The sequence below is a fragment of the Nocardiopsis moroccensis genome (genome assembly GCF_055763695.1).
Map to the genome: position 1 here is coordinate 1,418,780 of NZ_CP199747.1, position 18,151 is coordinate 1,436,930.

General features: G+C 73.0%; 13 protein-coding genes. 3 read left to right on the forward strand and 10 right to left on the reverse strand.

Annotated features, from left to right (window positions below):
- Window positions 1-32: 32 nt before the first annotated feature.
- From ACUKCB_RS05920 to ACUKCB_RS05955, 8 genes are all read right to left on the reverse strand, one after another.
- A complete protein-coding gene (locus tag ACUKCB_RS05920) occupies window positions 33-1,079 on the reverse strand; it encodes an FAD binding domain-containing protein (protein ID WP_473039457.1) in 1,047 nt (348 codons plus the stop codon).
- The gene (locus tag ACUKCB_RS05925) at window positions 1,076-3,685 is read right to left on the reverse strand and encodes a molybdopterin-dependent oxidoreductase (protein ID WP_473039458.1); all 2,610 of its coding nucleotides are present in this window, start codon (window positions 3,683-3,685) and stop codon (window positions 1,076-1,078) included. Before ACUKCB_RS05925 ends, ACUKCB_RS05920 begins: the two co-directional genes overlap by 4 nt.
- Before the next feature lie 112 nt (window positions 3,686-3,797).
- On the reverse strand, window positions 3,798-5,351 hold the full coding sequence (locus ACUKCB_RS05930; RefSeq protein WP_473039459.1) for a protein kinase domain-containing protein: 1,554 nt from the start codon (window positions 5,349-5,351) through the stop codon (window positions 3,798-3,800).
- Between the two features lie 178 nt (window positions 5,352-5,529).
- Complete coding sequence (locus ACUKCB_RS05935; protein WP_473039460.1) at window positions 5,530-6,972, reverse strand: NCS2 family permease; 1,443 nt, start codon at window positions 6,970-6,972, stop codon at window positions 5,530-5,532.
- Window positions 6,973-7,253: 281 nt separating this feature from the next.
- A complete protein-coding gene (gene pucD, locus ACUKCB_RS05940) occupies window positions 7,254-9,689 on the reverse strand; it encodes a xanthine dehydrogenase subunit D (protein ID WP_473039461.1) in 2,436 nt (811 codons plus the stop codon).
- On the reverse strand, window positions 9,689-11,047 hold the full coding sequence (locus ACUKCB_RS05945) for an 8-oxoguanine deaminase (protein WP_473039462.1): 1,359 nt from the start codon (window positions 11,045-11,047) through the stop codon (window positions 9,689-9,691). The genes pucD and ACUKCB_RS05945 overlap by 1 nt, the downstream gene beginning before the upstream one ends.
- Window positions 11,044-11,562 carry a (2Fe-2S)-binding protein gene (locus ACUKCB_RS05950; protein WP_473039463.1) on the reverse strand — a complete coding sequence of 173 codons (519 nt, stop codon included), beginning with the start codon at window positions 11,560-11,562 and terminating at the stop codon, window positions 11,044-11,046. Before ACUKCB_RS05950 ends, ACUKCB_RS05945 begins: the two co-directional genes overlap by 4 nt.
- Window positions 11,553-12,422 (reverse strand): FAD binding domain-containing protein, encoded by an 870-nt coding sequence (locus ACUKCB_RS05955; RefSeq protein WP_473039464.1) that lies wholly within the window; start codon window positions 12,420-12,422, stop codon window positions 11,553-11,555. Before ACUKCB_RS05955 ends, ACUKCB_RS05950 begins: the two co-directional genes overlap by 10 nt.
- Window positions 12,423-12,716: 294 nt before the next feature.
- Here ACUKCB_RS05955 and ACUKCB_RS05960 point away from each other — a divergent pair, with 294 nt between their 5' ends.
- Both ACUKCB_RS05960 and ACUKCB_RS05965 read left to right on the forward strand, forming a co-directional pair.
- Window positions 12,717-14,294: a PucR family transcriptional regulator gene (locus ACUKCB_RS05960; RefSeq protein ID WP_473039465.1), complete on the forward strand. Its 1,578-nt coding sequence runs from the start codon at window positions 12,717-12,719 to the stop codon at window positions 14,292-14,294.
- Window positions 14,295-14,364: 70 nt separating this feature from the next.
- Entirely contained in the window at window positions 14,365-15,069 is a 705-nt protein-coding gene (locus ACUKCB_RS05965) for a pentapeptide repeat-containing protein (protein ID WP_473039466.1), read from the forward strand.
- Between the two features lie 147 nt (window positions 15,070-15,216).
- On the opposite strand, the gene ACUKCB_RS05970 is transcribed toward ACUKCB_RS05965, so the two are convergent.
- Window positions 15,217-16,077 carry an NAD(P)H-binding protein gene (locus ACUKCB_RS05970; protein ID WP_473039467.1) on the reverse strand — a complete coding sequence of 287 codons (861 nt, stop codon included), beginning with the start codon at window positions 16,075-16,077 and terminating at the stop codon, window positions 15,217-15,219.
- An 82-nt stretch (window positions 16,078-16,159) separates the two neighbouring features.
- Here ACUKCB_RS05970 and ACUKCB_RS05975 point away from each other — a divergent pair, with 82 nt between their 5' ends.
- Complete coding sequence (locus tag ACUKCB_RS05975; protein ID WP_473039468.1) at window positions 16,160-17,161, forward strand: AraC family transcriptional regulator; 1,002 nt, start codon at window positions 16,160-16,162, stop codon at window positions 17,159-17,161.
- On the opposite strand, the gene ACUKCB_RS05980 is transcribed toward ACUKCB_RS05975, so the two are convergent.
- Window positions 17,103-18,080: an alpha/beta hydrolase gene (locus tag ACUKCB_RS05980; protein WP_473039469.1), complete on the reverse strand. Its 978-nt coding sequence runs from the start codon at window positions 18,078-18,080 to the stop codon at window positions 17,103-17,105. The genes ACUKCB_RS05975 and ACUKCB_RS05980 overlap by 59 nt on opposite strands.
- Between the last annotated feature and the right edge of the window lie 71 nt (window positions 18,081-18,151).

The window sequence follows — 18,151 nt, forward strand, 5'->3', positions numbered from 1 at the left end:
CCGGGGCCCCGGGACCGCGCTCCGAGCCCGTGTCACCGGTTCGGAGCCGCCAGGGCCTGTTCGATTACACCCCGGACGGTCGACTGGAGCAAGGGGACCTTGTACCCGGTGGCGGGCAGCGGGGAACAGAGTTCGGCGAGCCCCTCCAGGGCCCCGACGACCGCCGCACCGGCCTCCTCGCCCGGGACCGCGCCGACCAGTGCCGCCTCCACCCCGGGAAGGCGCAGCGGGGTACGGGCCACCCCGCCCACCGCCACCGCCGCGCGGACCACCGGACCGGTGCCGCCGTCGGCGCACTCCAACCGGACCACCGCCTCCACCAGAGGCCATTCGGACCGGGACCGCCCCGCGGCCCGCAGGTGGGCGGCGCGCTCACCCGGTACCGGGGCCGGCAGCGCCACCGCGGTCAGCAGGTCGCCGGGGGCCAGGACGTGGTCACCGGTGGGGTCGGTGCCGTCGTACAGTTCCGCCACACCCAGTTCCGCTGTTTCCGGGGCCCGGGCGTCCGCGTCCGCGCCGGACCCGCGCCCCCGTGCCACGTGCACGGTCGCGTCGTAGGCCAGCAGCGCCACCGCCAGCGACGAGGGGTGCGGGGCCACGCACGGCCCCTGGTCCACCACCACACCGCGCAGGTGGTCGCCCGAACGCGCCGGGCACGTCTCGCCCCCGGTCTGGAAGCAGTCGAAGGCCGGGTTGCGCAGGTAGGAACAGCGGTTGCGCTGGAGCAGGTTGCCGCCCACGGTGGCCGTTCCCCGGATCTGCGGGGTGGCCAGGGCCCGGGCCGCGGCGGCCGGCCCCGGGTGGAGCCCGGCCAGGCGGGGGTCGGTGCCCAGCTCGGCGACGGTGGTCATCGCGCCGATCCGTACCGCTCCGTCCCCGGCCCAGTGGCAGCCGCGCAGACCGGGCACGTCCAACAGGTCCACCAGGGGACCGGGAGCGATGGCGCCGACCTCCAGGCAGGCGGCCAGGTCGGTGCCCCCGGCACGCGGGCGCGCACCGCCCCCGGCCAGTTCCCGGGAGGCCTCGGCCACGCTCGTGGGGCGGCTGGTGGTCGACTCGGGCTGTCGTACGGTGGTCAACGCTGGTCTCCGATCAGTCGGTCCGGACGCAGGGGAAGGTCGTGTTGCCGGTGCCCGGTGGCGTCGTACACGGCGTTGCCGATGGCCGCCGCCACACCCACCACCGAGACCTCGCCCAGGCCGATCCCGCCGCCGACCACGTGCTCGAACCCCTCCTGGTGGAAGTACACCTCGGTCTCGGGCACGTCGCCCATCCCCGGGATGCGGTAGTCCTCCAGGTTGTCGGAGAGCACCACGCCCGAGGCGGGGTCGTCGCGCCGCTCCTCGAAGAGCGCGTACCCCACGCCCTGGACCACCGCGCCCTCGCACTGGTTGCGGGCCAGCCGCTCGGAGTAGATGCGCCCGGCGGCGATCCCCGCCCAGCAGCGGGTGGGCCGTACCCGCCCGAGCAGGGTGTCCACCTCCACCTCCATCACGTGTACGGCGCCGCTCATACCGCGCCCCACGGCCAGGTCCTCCATGTCCGGGGTGAGCTGTCCCCAGCGGTCCAGGCCGCGTTCACCGACCACGCTCACCCCTTCGGCGGCGGCGAGCGCCTCCTTGAGGGCGTGTTCGGGGACGGGCCCGCTCGCGGGCACGTCGGGGGAGAGTTCGCGCAGGGCCTCGCGCAGCCGGTCGGCGGCGTCGGCGGCGGCCGGTCCCATGGAAGTGGTGGTGCGGCTGCCGAAGGAGCCGGTGCCGTGCACCGAGGAGCTCCGCCCGATCTCCACCCGCAGGTTCGCCGCGTCCGTCCCGAGTCGGTCGGCGACCACGTCGCCGAGCACGCTCCGGATACCGGTGCCGATGTCCTGGGTGGCCGAGCGCACCACAAGGGTGTCGCCCTCCACCACCAGTTCCACCCTGGCCCGGGGCGCCAGCAGGTACGGCCAGCCCGCGGCCGCCAGTCCCACCCCGCGCCGGAACCTGCCGGTGCGCTTCCCGAGCGGGCGGTCCCGCCACAGCGGCAGTTCGGCGACCCGGTCGTACAGGGCCCGCCGTTTGGGGTTGCCGTCCCAGCGGCGGCGCAGTGCCAAAGGGTCCTCGCCCAGCCGCCGCGCCATGGTGTCCACGGCCTGCTCCAGCGCCCAGGCCATCGGCGGCCCGCCGGGGCCGCGCATGGGTTCGCCCGGCGGCCGGTTGGTCACCACGTCGAAGTCACGCACCCGTCGGGGCGAGCGGCCGTACATAAGCGCGGCCAGGACAGCGGCGTTGGAGCCCACCGACACCCCGCCGTCGCCGTAGGAGTCCACGCTCATGGCACGGAGGGAGCCGTCCTCTCCGGCCAGCAGCGCCACCCGGGTGCGGGTCCCGGGCCGGTGGCCGGCGTCGGTCAGTTCCTCGGAGCGGCTCAGGGACACCCGTACCGGGACACCGTTCAGCCTGGACAGTTCCACGGCGGCCACCACGTCCGGTGACAGCGAGTTCTTGGCCCCGAACCCGCCGCCGACGTACTCGGTCACCAGGTGCACCCGCTCCCGGGGCAGGTTCCAGCGCTTGGCGGCCCTGTCCGCGATCTTGCTGACCGACTGGGTGGACACGTGCAGGTACAGGTCGCCGTCGGCCCAGGAGGCCACACTCACGTGCGGCTCCAACGGGCTGTGCACCTGGGTTGCGGTGGTGTACTCCTCGGCGACCAGGAGCGGGTCCCCCCGGCGGGAGGCGTCGCGCAGCCGGGCCACGGCGGTGGGTCCGCGCCAGCTCAGGACGCCGGGTCCGCGCACGTTGCCGTTCCAGGGGGCCGAGGGGGTGGGTGCCTCGCCGTAGGTGGGCGCTGCGGCGCGCTCCTGCTTCGTGCGGTAGAGCACGGGCGCGTCCGGGTCCCGTGCGGCCTCGGGGTCGGTCACGGCGGGCAGGGGTTCGTGGTCCACCCGCACCGCCTTCGCGAGTGCCTTCGCGGCCGCCCGGGTGGGCGCGGCCACCGCCGCGATCGGCTGGCCGACGTAGCGCACGATGCGGTCCTCGCCGAGCAGGTCGGCCAGGGGCGGCGGGGTGCCGTCGGGCCCGTGGTCGGCGCTCACCTTCAGTACGCGGGCGTGCGGGACGGTGGAGCGCACGATCACCCCCTCCCAGGTTCCGGGTGGGGTGAGGTCGGCGGTGAACCGGGCGCGTCCGGTCACCTTGGCCGGGGCGTCGGCGCGCGGCGGGGCCTGGTCGGGTTCGGTGTCGAACTCGCCGGCGCAGGCGGCGGCCACGGCCGCGAAGATACCCTCGTAGGCGCCGCAGCGGCACAGGTGCCCGGCCAGGGCGTCGGCGACGGCTGCGCGGTCGGGGCGGGTGTCGCCGTGTTCGGCGCGCCAGGCGTCCACGAACACGGAGGCCTCCAGGACGAAGCCCGGGGTGCAGTAGCCGCACTGGAGGCCGTCGTGGGCAGCGAAGGCGCGCTGGACGGGGTGGCGGCCGTCCAGCCCCTCCACCGTGGTGACGTCGCGCCCCGCCAGGTGGTCGGCGGGCAACAGGCAGGAGGCGGCGGGTGTGCCGTCCACCAGGATGGTGCAGGCCCCGCACACGCCGGAGCCGCAGGCGATCTTGGTGCCGGTCAGGCCGAGCCGGTCGCGGAGGTGTTCGGCGGCGCTGGGGCCGGGGTCGTCGGGTGCGGATGAGGGTGCGCCGTTGACGCGGATGCCCATGGGCGGCTTCCCTTGACGGAGAGTTAAGTTGTCAGTGTCAACTTAGAGGCTGGGAAAGCCCGCTGTCAAAGGTTTTCACGAGGGGCCGACGCAGGGCTGCTCCACCGCTCGCTCACGCCTCCTCCGCGCTGCTCTCGTGAGCGCGGGGAGCGGGAGGCCCGTCGGTCTCTGCGCCGTGGTCCTCTCCGGTGTCCGCATTACCCCCGTCGCCGCCGTCCGTGCCGCCGTGTTCGGTGCCGACGCCGTCGTCGCCACCCTCGGTGGGACCATCGCAGGGTTCGTACTCGCAGGTGGCGGGCTCCGCTGAAGGGCAGCCCCAGGCGTGCAAATCGGCCTGGCAGTCCGGCGTCCCGGCCTCCTCGGGCGAGGAGGCCGGGACGCCCCCGCCGGTGCCCGTGCTCTCACTCGTGCTCTCATCCGTGCCTTCGCCGGTGTCGGCCGTGGCCTCCCCGGTGACCGGTTCCGGTTCTCCGTTCGGGCTGTCCTGGAGCGTCCGGACCGGTGGGGTCGATCCGGTGGGCGCCACCTCGTCAAGGGGGCCGCGGAAGGTCCACAGCAGCAGCCCGCCGAGTACGGTCAGCGTCACCAGGGCGCCCGCGGTGATCCACCCGGCCGGGCCCCGTCGCCGGGGGTCCGCCTTCACGGCGCCCCGCACGTGAGCGCCCCGGGTTTCGGTGACGCCGCCACCGGCCTCACCTGCCCTCTCCGCCTCACCGGCCCTGTCGTTCTTCGGGCCCCGCACCTGCGCGCCCGGCCGCCGCCCGTCGTTCTCCGCGGCGGCCCGGCCGATACGCGCCCTGCCCTCGTCCACCGCCGTGCTCACCCGGGTCAGCAGCAGGGTGGCTTCCGGCGGAGCCGTCTGCTCCTCACCCCGCCCGATCAGCATGACCAGGACCTCCAACGCGGTGGGGCGGGCCGTCGGATCCTTGGCCAGACACGCCCGCAGCACCGGAAGCAGCCGCTCGGGCACACCCTCCAGCTCCGGTCCGCACCTCAGCACGCGGTCGATCACCGCCATCGTGTCCTGCCCGGGGAAGGCCTGGCGTCCCGTGGCGGCGTAGGCCATCACCGCGGCCCACGAGAACACGTCGCCCGCCGGGCCCGCCGGAGCGCCCCGGATCTGCTCCGGCGACATGTAGGCCGGGGTCCCGGTCACCGCAGTGGTCTGCCGGGTGGCGTCGACCAGACGCGCTATACCGAAGTCGATCACCCGGGGGCCGTCCGGGCCCAGGATGACGTTGCCCGGTTTGAGGTCCCGGTGCACCACACCGGCCTCGTGCACCGCGCTGAGCGCCGTGGCCGTGGCGATGGCCAGGCGGTCCAGCGCTGAGCCGGTGCGAGGGCCCTCACCGCGCACCGCGGAGCCCAGGGTGGGGCCCGGCACGTACTCACTGGCGATGAAGGGCGTCTCGCCGTCCATGTCCGCGTGCACGACCGCCGCGGTGCAGAACGGGGCGACTCTGCGCGCCGCCGCCAACTCCTTGGCGAAACGCTCCCTTTGCCGGCCCTCACCCGGCCAGGTCCCGCTCGGTACCTTGACGGCGACGGGGGAACCGTCCGCCGCGTGTGCGAGGTAGACCGTGCCCTGGCCGCCGCTGTCGATGCGGGCCCGCACGGTGTAGGGGCCGATGTGTGAGGGATCCGAAGGCAGTAACGGAGCAGGCATGTGTACGTCCTGTCAGAGGGGAAGCCGCCGGTCGCGTCCTCCTGTGCTGACTGGGACGGTCGGGAGACCGTCCGCAGGCCTCGCCGGCGGGCCACAGTGTGCTTACCCTCGCTCCCGGACACACGGGGAGCCCGGACCACGTTCTCCGGTGGTCCGGACTCCCCGGCCGCGGTTGCGGCTAAAGACCGAGCGCGTGCATCGCGAAGTGGAAGGCGAACACCGCGCTCAGGACCCACATCAGCCAGCCGACCTCGCGGAACCTGCCCTGCGCTGACTTGATCAGGGTGTGCGAGATGATCCCGATCCCGATGCCGCTGGCGATGTCGTAGGCGAACGGCATCATCGCGATGGTCAGGAAGGCGGGGATGGACACCGAGATGTCCGACCACGCGATCTGGCCCACGTGCATCATCATCATGGCGCCGACCAGCACCATCGCCACGGACGCCGCCTCGGCGGGCACCATGCCGAAGATCGGGGCGAAGAAGACCGCGCTGAGGAAGAGCAGGCCGGTGACCACGCTGGCCAGACCGGTCCGCGCGCCCTCGCTCACCCCCGCGGTGGACTCCACGAACACCAGCGTCGCCGAGGAGCTGGTCAGGCCGCCGGTCACCGCCCCGGCGCCGTCGGTGACCAGGATCTGGTTGACCCGGGGCATCTGCCCGTCCGCGTCGGCGATGTTCGCCTTGGTGCCGATCGCCAGGATGGTGCCCAGCGCGTCGAAGAACCCGGCCAGCACCAGGGTGAACAGGATGACCCCGGCGGTGGTGGGCCCGGCGGAGGTCCAGGCGCCGAACATGTCCACCTGGAACAGCAGGCCGAAGTCGGGTGTGGACACGGGGCTGGAGGGCAGTTCGGGGACGCCACCGCCCCAGGCGTCGGCGTCCAGCCGCATCACGAAGTGCACGAGCACCGCGAACACGGTCGCCCCGACGATGCCGTAGAAGATCGCGCCGGGCACGTTGCGCGCCAGCAGCACACTGGCCAGGACGAGCCCGGACACGAACACCAGGATCGGCCAGCCGTTCAGGTGCCCGCCGCCGCCCGCGGAGCCGAGCTGCAGCAGGCTGCCGCCCTCGCCCGCGCTGACGAAACCGGCGTTGGTCAGGCCGATCAGCGACACGAACAGGCCGATACCGACCCCGATGGCCAGCTTGAGGTTGTGCGGGAGCGCGTTCATCACCGCGGTGCGCACCCCGGTGACCACCATCAGGATGATGGCGACACCCTGCCAGACGACCAGGCCCATCACCTCGGGCCAGGCCATCACCGGCGCCGCCTGATAGGCCACCACGGCCATCACGCCGAGGGCGGCCGCGCAGGCGATCGGCGCCCGGCCGACCACGCCCATCATGATGGTGACCAGCCCGGCGGCCAGAGCGGTCATGGTGGTCAGCTGCCCGGCCGAGAGCTGGTCACCGTTCACGTCGGTCACGCCGCTGAGGATGATCGGGTTCAGGACGATGATGTAGGCCATCGCCATGAACGTGGTCAGGCCGCCGCGGACCTCCTGCCCGAAGGTGGAGCCCCGCTCGGTGACGAAGAAGAAGCGGTCGAGCCAGGATCGATCCGTACCGGCCCGCGGTTGCGGCCGCGAACCGGTGTCGTTGAGTTTGGTCACGTCCCCTCCTGGAGGGATATGAGCACAGCGTTAATAGCTGTGTGTGGGGGGTTTGCTACAGAAAGTAGTCAAACTTGGTTGGCGCCGGGACGACACTGTCCTGGCGACCCGCCCCGGGGCCGAGGGCGTCGGGGGTCCGGGGCGGGCGTCTTCGGGCGTGTCCGGCGAGCACACGCGCCGCCGTTCGGCGAGCGGTGTCCGCGCAAGCACGTCGGGGGAGGGGCGACGGGCGCTGGTGCCGCCCCTCCGGTCCGGGTGTCAGCCGGCGCTGCGTCCGGGGTTCACAGGTCGATGCCCACGATGTCCTCCGGCCGCACCGGGGCGTGCGTCAGCGGACGCTTGGTCGCGTCGCGCACCGCGGCCACGATCGCCGGGGTCGAGGACAGCGTCGGCGGCTCGCCCGCGCCCCGCAGCCCGTACGGGGCGTGCGGATCGGGGTGTTCGAGCACGTCGATGCGCATCGGGGGCATGTCCAGGATGGTCGGGATCAGGTAGTCGGTGAAGGACGGGTTGCGGATCTCGCTGTCCTTGACCTGGATCTCCTCCATCAGGGCCAGCCCCAGCCCCTGGGCGGAACCGCCCTGGATCTGCCCGGCCAGCTGCTGCGGGTGCAGGACCTTGCCCACGTCCTGGACCGCGTCCAGGGCCACCACCTTCACCAGGCCCAGATCCACGTCCACGTCCACCACGGCGCGGTGCACGCACATCCCGAACTGGGTGTGCGAGGCGCCCTGGCCGAGAGTGGGGTCGAGCATCTCGGTGGGACGGTGGTGGTGCTCGCGGGTCTCCTCGACGACGGTGCCGCCGCCGGCGGAGTCGCCCAGCAGATCAGCCAGGGACACCAGCGCCCCGGCGCTTTGGGACACGATCTTGCCACCGGTCAGGGACAGCTCGGCGTCAGGAACCGACTCCGGGATGATCCCGCGCTCGCGCGCCAGCGCGAACACCGACTCGCGTACCGCCTCACAGGCCATCTTGACGGCGCCGCCGGTCATGTACGACTGCCGGGAGGCCGAGGAAGAACCGGCCGAACCCACCTGGGTGTCGGAGGGGGCGATGGCCACCTTCTCCACACCCAGCTCGGTCCGCGCGATCTGGCCCTTGATCGTCACCAGCCCCTGGCCGACCTCCGCCGCGGCAGTGTGCACCAGCACCACCGGTTCACCGGCCGCGATCTCCAACCGGACCCGGGCGGTGGAGTAGTCGTCGAAGCCCTCCGAGAAGCACAGGTTCTTGAGGCCGACCCCGTAACCCACGCCGCGCACCACGCCCTCGCCGCGGGTGGTCCCGGCCACGCCGCCCGGCAGGGTGCGCTGGTCGGCGGGGTCCTCCAACGTGGTCCGCTCCACCGGCATCGGCAGGTCACGGCACCGCTCCAGCATCTGGGCCATGGGCAGCGGCATGTCGATCTCCTGGCCGGTGATGATCCGCGAGCCCTGCGACATGGCGTTGCGCACCCGCAGGTCCACCGGGTGCATCCCCAGCTTCTCGGCGAGCTTGTCCATCTGGGACTCGTAGCCGAAGCAGGCCTGCACCGCGCCGAAACCGCGCATGGCGCCGCACGGCGGGTTGGTGGTGTACACGCCGTAGGCGTCCACCAGCACGTTCGGGACCTCGTAGGGGCCGATGCCCAGCGAGGAGGCCACACCCACCACCGCCGGCGTCGCCGAGGCGTAGGCCCCGCCGTCCACGACGATCTCCAGGGTGGCGTACAGCAGCGTCCCGTCGGCCCTGGCACCGTGCTCGAAGCGCATCTTGGCCGGGTGCCGGTGCACGTGGCCGTAGAAGGACTCCTCGCGGTTGTACACGAACTTCACCGGCTTGCCGGTGCGCAGGGCCAGCATGCACGCGTGGATCTGCATCGACAGGTCCTCGCGGGCGCCGAAGGCGCCACCCACCCCGGCCAGGGTCAGCCGCACCTTGTCCTGGGGCAGCCCCAGGGCCGGGCCGATCTGCTTCTGGTCCACGTGCAGCCACTGCGTGGCCACGTACAGATCCACACCGCCGTCCTCGGCGGGCACGGCCATCCCCGACTCCGGGCCGAGGAAGGCCTGGTCCTGCATGCCGACCTCGTACTCGGTCTCCACGACGGCGTCGGCCTGGGCGCGCAGGCGCTCCAGCACCTCCTGCCGGCCCTCGTCCGATTCGGCCACGCCGACGAAGTCGCCGGTGCGGATCGGCTGGTGGCGCACCCGGTTGCCGCGCTGGTGGTACTCCTCGTGGACGGGCAGGGTGCCCTCCTCGTGGACCAGCGGGTACTCGGGGTCGTGGGCGGCCCGCAGCGAGTCGCTCACCGGGGGCAGGACCTCGTAGTCGACCCTGATGCGCTCCATCGCCCGACGCGCCGTCTCGGGGTGGTCGGCGGCCACCACGGCCACCGCCTCACCCTTGTACCGCACCTTGTCGAAGGCCAGCACCGGCTGGTCCTGGAACTCCAGGCCGTAGCGCTTCTCGCCGGGCACGTCCTCGTGGGTGAGCACCGCCTCCACACCGGGCAGCTTCAGGGCCTCGGTGATGTCGATGCCCAGGATCCTGGCGTGCGGATGGGGACTGCGCAGGGTCGCGCCCCACAGCATGCCCTCCATCCACAGGTCCGAGGAGTAGGCGAACTCGCCGGTGACCTTCAGTGTTCCGTCGGGACGGCGCGGGCTGGCGCCCAGCCCGTCCCTGGTGGTGCTGGACAGGTCCGTGGTCACGGTCCGGGTCGTCGCCTTCATCAGCGACTCACCTCCTGGATGAGGGATCGGTGCGCCGCACGGCCCCGGGCGGCAGCGGTCTCGGCGGAAAGGGTGCGCAGCTCACCGCGGTCGACGACGGTGTTCCCGCCGACCAGGAGCCGCTCCAGCGGCGGGACGGGACCGAAGGTCAGCGCCACCACCGGGTCGGCGATCACGTCGTAGCCGAAGCCGTCCACACGCCACAGGGCCACGTCGCCGACCTTGCCCGCCGACAGCGAACCCAGCTCCGCGTCCCGGCCCAGCACCCGGGCCCCGCCCAGGGTGGCCAACTCCAGGGACTGGCGTGCGCTCAGCGCCTGCGGCCCCTTGCGGGCCCGCGCCATCATCAGCGCCTGGTGCATCTCGCCGGCCATCAGCGTCAGCTCGCTGGAGGCCGGGCCGTCCACACCCAGCCCCACCCGGGCACCGGCTTCGAGGAGCTCGGTCACCCGGCAGATCCCCGCGCCCAGACGGGCGTTCGAGGTCGGGCAGTGGGCGATACCGGTGCCGGTCGCCGCGATCCGGCCGATCGCCGCGTCCGACAGGTGCACGGCGTGCGCGAACCACACGTCCTCGCCGAGCCAGCCGAGCCTCTCGGCGTACTCCACGGGGGTGCACCCGAACTCGGCCAGGCACTGCTCCTCCTCGTCGACGGTTTCGGCGAGGTGGGTGTGCAGGCGGACGCCCTTCTCCCTGGCCAGGGCGGCACCCTCGACCATGAGCTCCCGGGAGACCGAGAACGGCGAGCACGGCGCCACCGCGACCCGGGTCATGGAGTCGAAGGAGGCGTCGTGGTGGGCGTCGATCGCCGCGGCGGTGCCGGCGAGCGCGCCCTCCAGGGTCTCGACCACGCTGTCCGGCGGCAGACCGCCCTGGCTCTTGCCCCGGTCCATCGACCCGCGGGCCAGGTCCAGGCGGATACCGACCTCACGGGCGGCCTCGACCTCGGCGGCGGCGATGTCACCGCGGCCGGAGGGGAAGATGTAGTGGTGGTCGGAGGCGGTCGTGCACCCCGACAGCGCCAGGTGGGCCAGGCCCGCCGAGGTCGTCCCCGACACCACCCCGGCGTCGAGGCGGTGCCAGATCTCGTAGGAGCCCACCAGCCACTCGAAGAGGGTCCCGTCGGCGAACAGCCCCTGGGTGGCCCACTGGTACAGGTGGTTGTGCGTGTTGACCAGGCCAGGCGTGGCCACGCAGCCGCGCCCGTCGACCCGTTCGGCCCCCTCCTCGACCCGCGGGGCGGGGCCGGGGCCCACCGCGGCGATCCGCCCGTCGCGCACCACCACGTGGCCGTCGGCGTACTCCGGGCCGTCCACGGTCACGACGTGGGCGCCCTCGATGACCACGGTCCGGCTCATGAGCTGCTCCCGGCGGCCTCGGCGCGCCGTGCCGCTGCCAGGTGCACGGCGTCGATGATCTTCTCGTACCCGGTGCAGCGGCACAGGTTGCCCGCCAGGGCCTCCCTGATCTCGGCGTCGCCGGGCGCCTGCCCGCCCGCGCCCACCGTGCGCTCCAGCAGGTCGTCGGTCTGCACCAGCAGGCCCGGGGTGCAGAACCCGCACTGCACGGCGCCCGCCTCGACGAACGCCTCCTGGACGGTGCCCAGCGCGCGGTCGCCGCCCTTGCCGCCCCCCTCGGCCAGGCTCTCGACGGTGCGCACCTCGCGCCCCTCGGCCTGCCCGGCGGCGATCATGCACGAACACGCGGTCACACCGTCGAAGTAGACCGTGCACGAACCGCACTCGCCCTGCTCGCAGGCGTTCTTGCTGCCCGGCAGCCCCAGGCGCTCACGCAGTACGTACAGCAGGCTCTCGCCCGGCCACACGTTGTCGGCCGTGACGTCCTCGCCGTTGACGTTGAAACTCACGCGCATCGCGTGGCTCCCTTCCGGTAGTCGGTGACGGACCAGCTCAGTGCGCGGCGGGCCATGACCGACAGGGCGTGCCTGCGGTACTCGGCGGTTCCGCGCTGGTCGTCGATGGGGCGGGCGGCGGCGGCCACGAGCTCGCCGAACCGGCGGACCACGGGCTCCGCGAGCGGACGGCCGTCCTCCCAGTCGAACTCGGCCTCCAGGAACTCCTCGGCCGCCTCCGAACGCAGCGGCGTCGGCCCGGCCGAACCGATCCCGGTGCCCACCGCACGCCTCTCGGTGTCCAGCGCCAGGCTGAAGGAGGTCACCGCGATCACCATCGCGTTGCGGGTGCCGATCTTGGCGAACTGCTGCGGGCCCGGGGCCCGGGGCAGCAACACCGCGGTGATCAGCTCGTCCTCACGCAGCGCGGTGGTGCGGAAGGACAGGTAGAAGTCGCGGGCCCGGACCCGGCGCGTGCCGCGGACGGAGGCGAGTTCGATCACGGCGTCCGTGGCCAACAGTGGCGGGTGGGCCTCGCCCGCGGGGGAGGCCCCGCCGAGGTTGCCGCCGACCGTGCCCCGGTTGCGGATCTGTGGGGAGGCCACCGAACGCGAGGCCTTGGCCAGCGCGGGCGCACTCCCGGACAGGTGCTCGATGATCCGGGTGTAGGGGACCCCGGCGCCCAGACGGGTGTGGTCGCCGTCCACCCCCCACTCGGTCAGCTCCGGGACCCGTGTCAGGTCGATCAGCGCCGAGGGGCGGCGCTTGTCGAAGTTCATTTCCACCATCACGTCGGTACCGCCCATGATGGGCACGCCGTCGGGGTGGGCGCTCCTGGCCTCTAGGGCCTCCACCAGCGTGGATGGCCTCACGAATTCCATGCTCGTCCTCGTCCTGCGCAGTGCGGTCTGGTCGCCTGGGTGTGTCGTGATCCCTCGTTGGTCGGGGCGATCATGTGAAGTACAGCACTCGCCGGCCGCGCCCGACCAGCCAGTGATGACATGAAGTGATCATGGAACGAACGGTTGCCGTTGGGCGTTTCCTACAAGTGTCATCGTTGCTGACAGCGAGGACCACCGGACCTGGTGCCGCGCGTCCCCGTCCCCGTGCACACTGTCCTGATACGAAGACACCAGCGGTGGGGTTCGGCCCACCCGACCTACAGAGGGAAGTCCATGCAGATCAGTGAGCTGCTCGCCGTCAAGCGACTGCACCTGCGGTTCCTGGCAGGCGCTGAGCACGCCCACCGCGACATCCGGTGGGCCTACACCACTGACCTGCTGGAACCCGCCCGCTACCTGCGCGGCGGAGAGCTCGTCCTCACCGGCATGATGTGGCGTACCCGACCCGAGGACTCCGAGACCTTCGTGGCCTCGGTGGTCAGCGCCGGGGCTCTGGCCGTGGGGGCCGGAACCGCCCTGGGCGAGGTCCCCCAGGACCTGGTCGCGGCCTGCGAGGCCCACGACGTCCCCCTCGTCGAGATCCCCCCGGAGACCTCCTTCGGCGTGGTCACCGAGGAGGTGCTGCGCTCCCTCACCCAGCGCCGCTTCACCACCATCGCCGAGACCCGGGACCGGCACCGCCGGGTCATGGCCGAGGTCGCCTCCGGGGCGGACTTCCCCGAGGCCTTCGCCTCCGCCGCCGAGCAGGCCGGGCTCACCGCCTGGGTGATCTCCTCCAGCGGCAGACAGGTGGCCTCCTCCGGCGCCCCGCTGCCCGCCGGGGACCGTGAGAACATCGCGGCCAAGGCTCTGACCTGGTCGGCTTTTCCACACACCACCCGTGTCTCCTCCGGCGGGGAGGGGCGCACCCTGACCGTCCTGCCGATCAGCACCAAGGAGTCGCACCCGCTCGCCAGTTGGCTGCTGGTCTGTACCGGTGACCACGCCGCCTGGACCGAGGAGGAGCACGAGTCCGTCGCCGAACTCGTCTCCGTCGGGGTTCTGGCGCGCAGCCGCGACGAGGAGCGCTCCCTGACCACCGCCCGCCACCTGGAGGGCCTGCCCCGCCTACTGGCGGCCCAGCGCTTCGACGAGGTCACCGCCCTCATGCGCGGCACCGGCCACGGCGAGGAACCCGAGGACCGGGCGCACGTCGTGGTCAGTGCCATGATGCTCCCCGAGCCGCGCCTACCCGACCTGGCGCGCCGGATGGTCGCCGAACTCGTCGCCGACCATCCGGGCGCTTTCGTCACCGGTGAGAACGACACCCTCGCCGTGATCCCGGTCGAGGGGCCCGACCACCAGGCCCGGGCCCGCGCCGAGACCATCCGCGCCGAGCTGGTCCAACGCGCCCGGGTGCTGGACGGCGGCCTGCTCGACTACCGGCTCGCCGTCGGGTTGAGTTCGGCGGCCACGGGCGTGCCCGAGCTGCGCGGTGCCGCGGTGGAGGCTCGCCACGCCCGCCGCCTGGCCGAGCTGCGCGGCGGCCGTTCCCGGGTGATCGCGGGCGCCGAGATCGACTCGCACGAACTCCTGTTGGCCTCGGTGCCCGAGGAGGTGCAAACCTCCTACCGCGAACGGCTGCTGGGTCCCCTGGTCGACTACGACCGCGACCACCGCTCGGAGCTCGTGGACACGCTGGAGCAGTTCCTGTCCTACTCGGGTTCCTGGCAGCGCTGCGCCGCCGCCATGCACGTGCACGTCAACACCCTGCGCTACCGGATCGGCCGCGTCGAGGAGCTCACCGGCCGCGACCTGAGCAGCCTCGAACACCGCGTCGACCTGTTCCTGGCCCTGAAACTGCGCGACTGAGCACCGGGGGCCGGGTGCCGCAGCGGTGACGGAACCGGTTCTGTCACCGTCGGCCGTTAGGGTCCGGCCCGTGAGCACCGACCTTCTCGCCGCAGCCGAGACCACCGACGCCGACCTGTCCGAACTCGACCTGCGTGAGGCGCTGGCCCGGGACCCGGGTGCCCCGCGTGTCCTGACCCGCTGCGACCTGAGCGGGTCCGACCTGCGCGACGCTCATCTGGTGGATGCACGGTTGGTCGACTGCCGTCTGGACGGGGCACGCCTGGAGCGTGCGGTCCTGGAGGGCGCGGTGTTCACCGGGGGAGGGGCCTCGGGGGCGAACCTCTCGCACACCGACTGCACCGACACCCGTTTCGAGCGCACGGACCTGGCCAACACCCGCTGGCAGGGCGCCCTGCTGACCGACACCGCCTTCACCGGGTGCCGGCTGACCGGCGCCGGGCTGACCTCGCTGCGGGGGATCGGTTACACCTTCTCCCAGTGCAACCTGATGCTGGCCCGCTGCAAGGGGTTGGTCCTGCGCGGTCAGGTCCTGGAGGGGTTGCGGATGGACGAGGCGGACCTGGCCTCGGCCGACCTGCGCGAGACCGTGTGGGCGGAGTCGCGGCTGCGCGGCGCCAACCTGGTGCACGCGAAGTTCGCCGGGGCCGACCTGCGCGGCGCGGACCTGGGGGAGTTCGAACTGCAGCAGGCCGGGTTCCTGCGCGGGGCCACCATCAGCCCCGCCCAGGCCGGGATGATCCTGGGCTCCCTGGGCATCACCGTCACGGAGTAGGCGCAGGGGTCGCCCCGGGCCGGGGCGACCCCTGCGCCCCTGGCCGCCATTGAAAATCTACGTCGTAAAGGTGCGGCTTCGGTTCACCGACCCCCAGCCCCTGGGCGAACACACAGGTGCACACCACCGCCCCGACCAGGAGGTTGTTCAGGCCTCCTGCCACTGCGGGTGGGAGAAGACCTCGGCGGCGTAGGCCGAGAAGTCACGCGGCTCGCGGCCCAGGGCCTCACGAACACCGGGGGAGACCTTCGACTCCAGACCGCGGCGGATGGCCGAGAGCGCCGCGACCAGCTCCCGGGCGCCCTCCTCGGGCCAGCCCTGGGCCAGGAGGCCGGCCACGTACTCCTCCGTCGACACCGGCTCGTAGCGGATCGGTTTGCCCAGGACCTCGGAGATCTCCGCCAGGGCCTCGGCCAGGGTCAGCGCCCGGGGTCCGCTCAGTTCGTAGGTGCGCCCGTGGTGGCCGGGCTCGGTCAGTGCGGCCGCGGCCACGGCGGCGATGTCGTCGACGTCGATCCAGGCGGCCGCGCCCTCACCGGTGGGCAGGCGCATGACCCCCGTGCGCGCCCCGTCCGTCAGGAACCCCTCGCTCAAGTTCTGCGCGAACCAGCCGGGGCGCAGCACCGTCCACTCCAGACCGCTGGCCCTCACCGACTCCTCGGCCCGCAGGTGCGAGGGAGCGCCCTCCACCCCCTCGAAGTAGTCCGGCTGGTCGACCCCGCGCGCCGACAGCTGGACCACCCGCTCCACCCCGCGGGCCACCGCGCGCTCCACGAACTCCGGAACGCGCGGATCGGAGTCGTCCTGCACCAGGTACACCGAACCGGCGCCCGCCAACACCGTGTCCCAGGTGGCCGGTTCGGCCCAGTCGAACCTCCACGCGGAGGAACGCGAGGCCGCCCGCACCGGTACCCCTCGCTCGCGCAGCCGTGCCAGGACCCGGCTGCCGGTCATTCCCGTCGCGCCGGTCACCAGGACCGGACGCCGAACTGTCGTGTTCTCCGTCATGGCTCTGAGTCAACCGCCCCCGGCTGAGACGATCCATGGCCCAGAAGCTCACCTGGATGTCCGATCGTCTACGCTTGCGGACATGGACGCACTCGCCGACCTCCTGGACGGGGTCCGCGCCCGAGGGGCGCTGTTCAGCCGGTCCGTCATGTCCCCGCCCTGGGCGCTGCGTTTCGCCCCCGGCTCACCCCTGACCCTGGTCACCATGGTGCGCGGCAGGTCCTGGCTCCTCCCCGAACACGGCGCCCCCGTGCCCCTGGCCGCAGGGGACACGGTGCTCCTGCGCGCACCCGGCCCGCACACCGTCGCCAACCCGGTCGGGGCCCCCGTCAGTTGCACGGTCCTGGACGGGAACCGGTGCCTGGGCCCGGACGGCGACCCGCTGGAGGAGGAGGCGACCCTGGGCCTGCGCACCTACGGTGACTCCCCGGACGCCCCCGACCTGCTGTTGAGTGGCTCCTACGAGGTCACCGGCGACCTCAGCCGGCGCCTGTTCGCCGCGCTGCCCCCGACCCTGGTCGTCCCGGCCGACGAGTGCCACGACCGGCTGGGGGCGATGATCGAGGCCGAGATCGACTGCCCGGCCCCCGGCCAGCAACTGGTCCTGGACCGCCTGCTGGACCTGGCCCTGATCACCAAACTGCGCGTCTGGTTCTCCCTACCGGGCACGCAGCCGCCCGCCTGGTACACCGCCATGGCCGACCCGGTGGTGGGGCAGGCGCTGCGCCTGCTGCACAACCAGCCCGCCCACCCCTGGACCGTGGCCTGCCTGGCCGAGCGCTGCGGGGTCTCCCGGGCGACCCTGGCTCGCGACTTCCGCGCCCTGGCGGGGACACCGCCCATGTCCTACCTGGCCGAGTGGCGGGTCAGCCTCGCCGCCGACCTGCTCCGCGACACCGACACCACCGTCGAGGCCATCGCCCGCCGGGTCGGCTACGCCAACGCGTTCGCGCTCAGCACCGCCTTCAAGCGCCTGCGCGGCACCACACCCACCGAACACCGGCGCGCGACGGCCCCGGCCGAGCTCAACCCGCCAGCACCCGGCGCAGCCACGGAAGACGCTGTTCCCGTGCGGACCGGCTGAGCACCGCCTCCGGCACGAAGCCGTCGAAGGAGTGGAAACCGCCCGGCCACACGTGCAGTTCCGCGCAGCCGCCCGCCCGCCAGATCCGGGAGGCGTACTCCACGACCTCGTCGCGGAAGGTCTCGGCCGAACCCACGTCCAGGAACGCCGGAGGCAGCCCGGACAGGTCTCGCGCCCGTGCCGGGGCGGCGTAGGGGGACACCTCCGGGCCCCCTGCGCGCTCGCCCAGCAGGGCGCCCCAGCCGGTGGTGTTGGAGACCCGGTCCCACACGCCCAGCCCGGCCATCTGGCGGCCGGAGACCGAGTCGTTGCGGTCGTCCAGCATCGGGCAGAGCAGGAGCTGCCCGAGCGCGGAGGGTCCGCCGCGGTCCCGGGCGAGCAGGCAGGTGGCGGCCGCCAGTCCGCCCCCGGCACTGCTCCCGCCGACCACCAGCCGGTCCGGGTCCGCCCCGAACTCGGCGGCGTTGGTGGTCCACCACACCAGGCCGGTGTAGCAGTCCTCGACCGGTGCGGGGTGGGGGTGTTCGGGGGCGAGCCGGTAGTCCACCGAGACCAGGACCAGGTCCAGTTCGCGGGCGTACTCCAGCAGCCCCGGGATCTCCCGGCCGCGGTGGGTTCCGGCGACCATCCCGCCGCCGTGGATCCAGTACAGGGTCCCGGTGGCCCCGGTGGCCTGCTTCGGCCGCCACACCAGCAACGGGACCTCGGTACCGTCCGCGCTCCGGGCGGTGTGCTCCTCCTCGACGAACGCCCCGCCGGTCAGGTCCTCCTCTGGCGCGGGTGCCCGCTTGGCGCCCTCCGCTCTCAGGACCGGGATCATCTCGGGGGTGATCGAGGAGGGGACCTGTTCGCCGAGCACGGCCAGCGCGGCGGCGAGTTCGGGGTCGAAGGGGGGACGCGGCTGAGGGGAAACGGACACGGGGGCCTCCGGGGGTGGGGTGGCGTTGCGCTCCCATCATGCTCCAGCGCTCGCCTCTCCCTCCAGCGCCC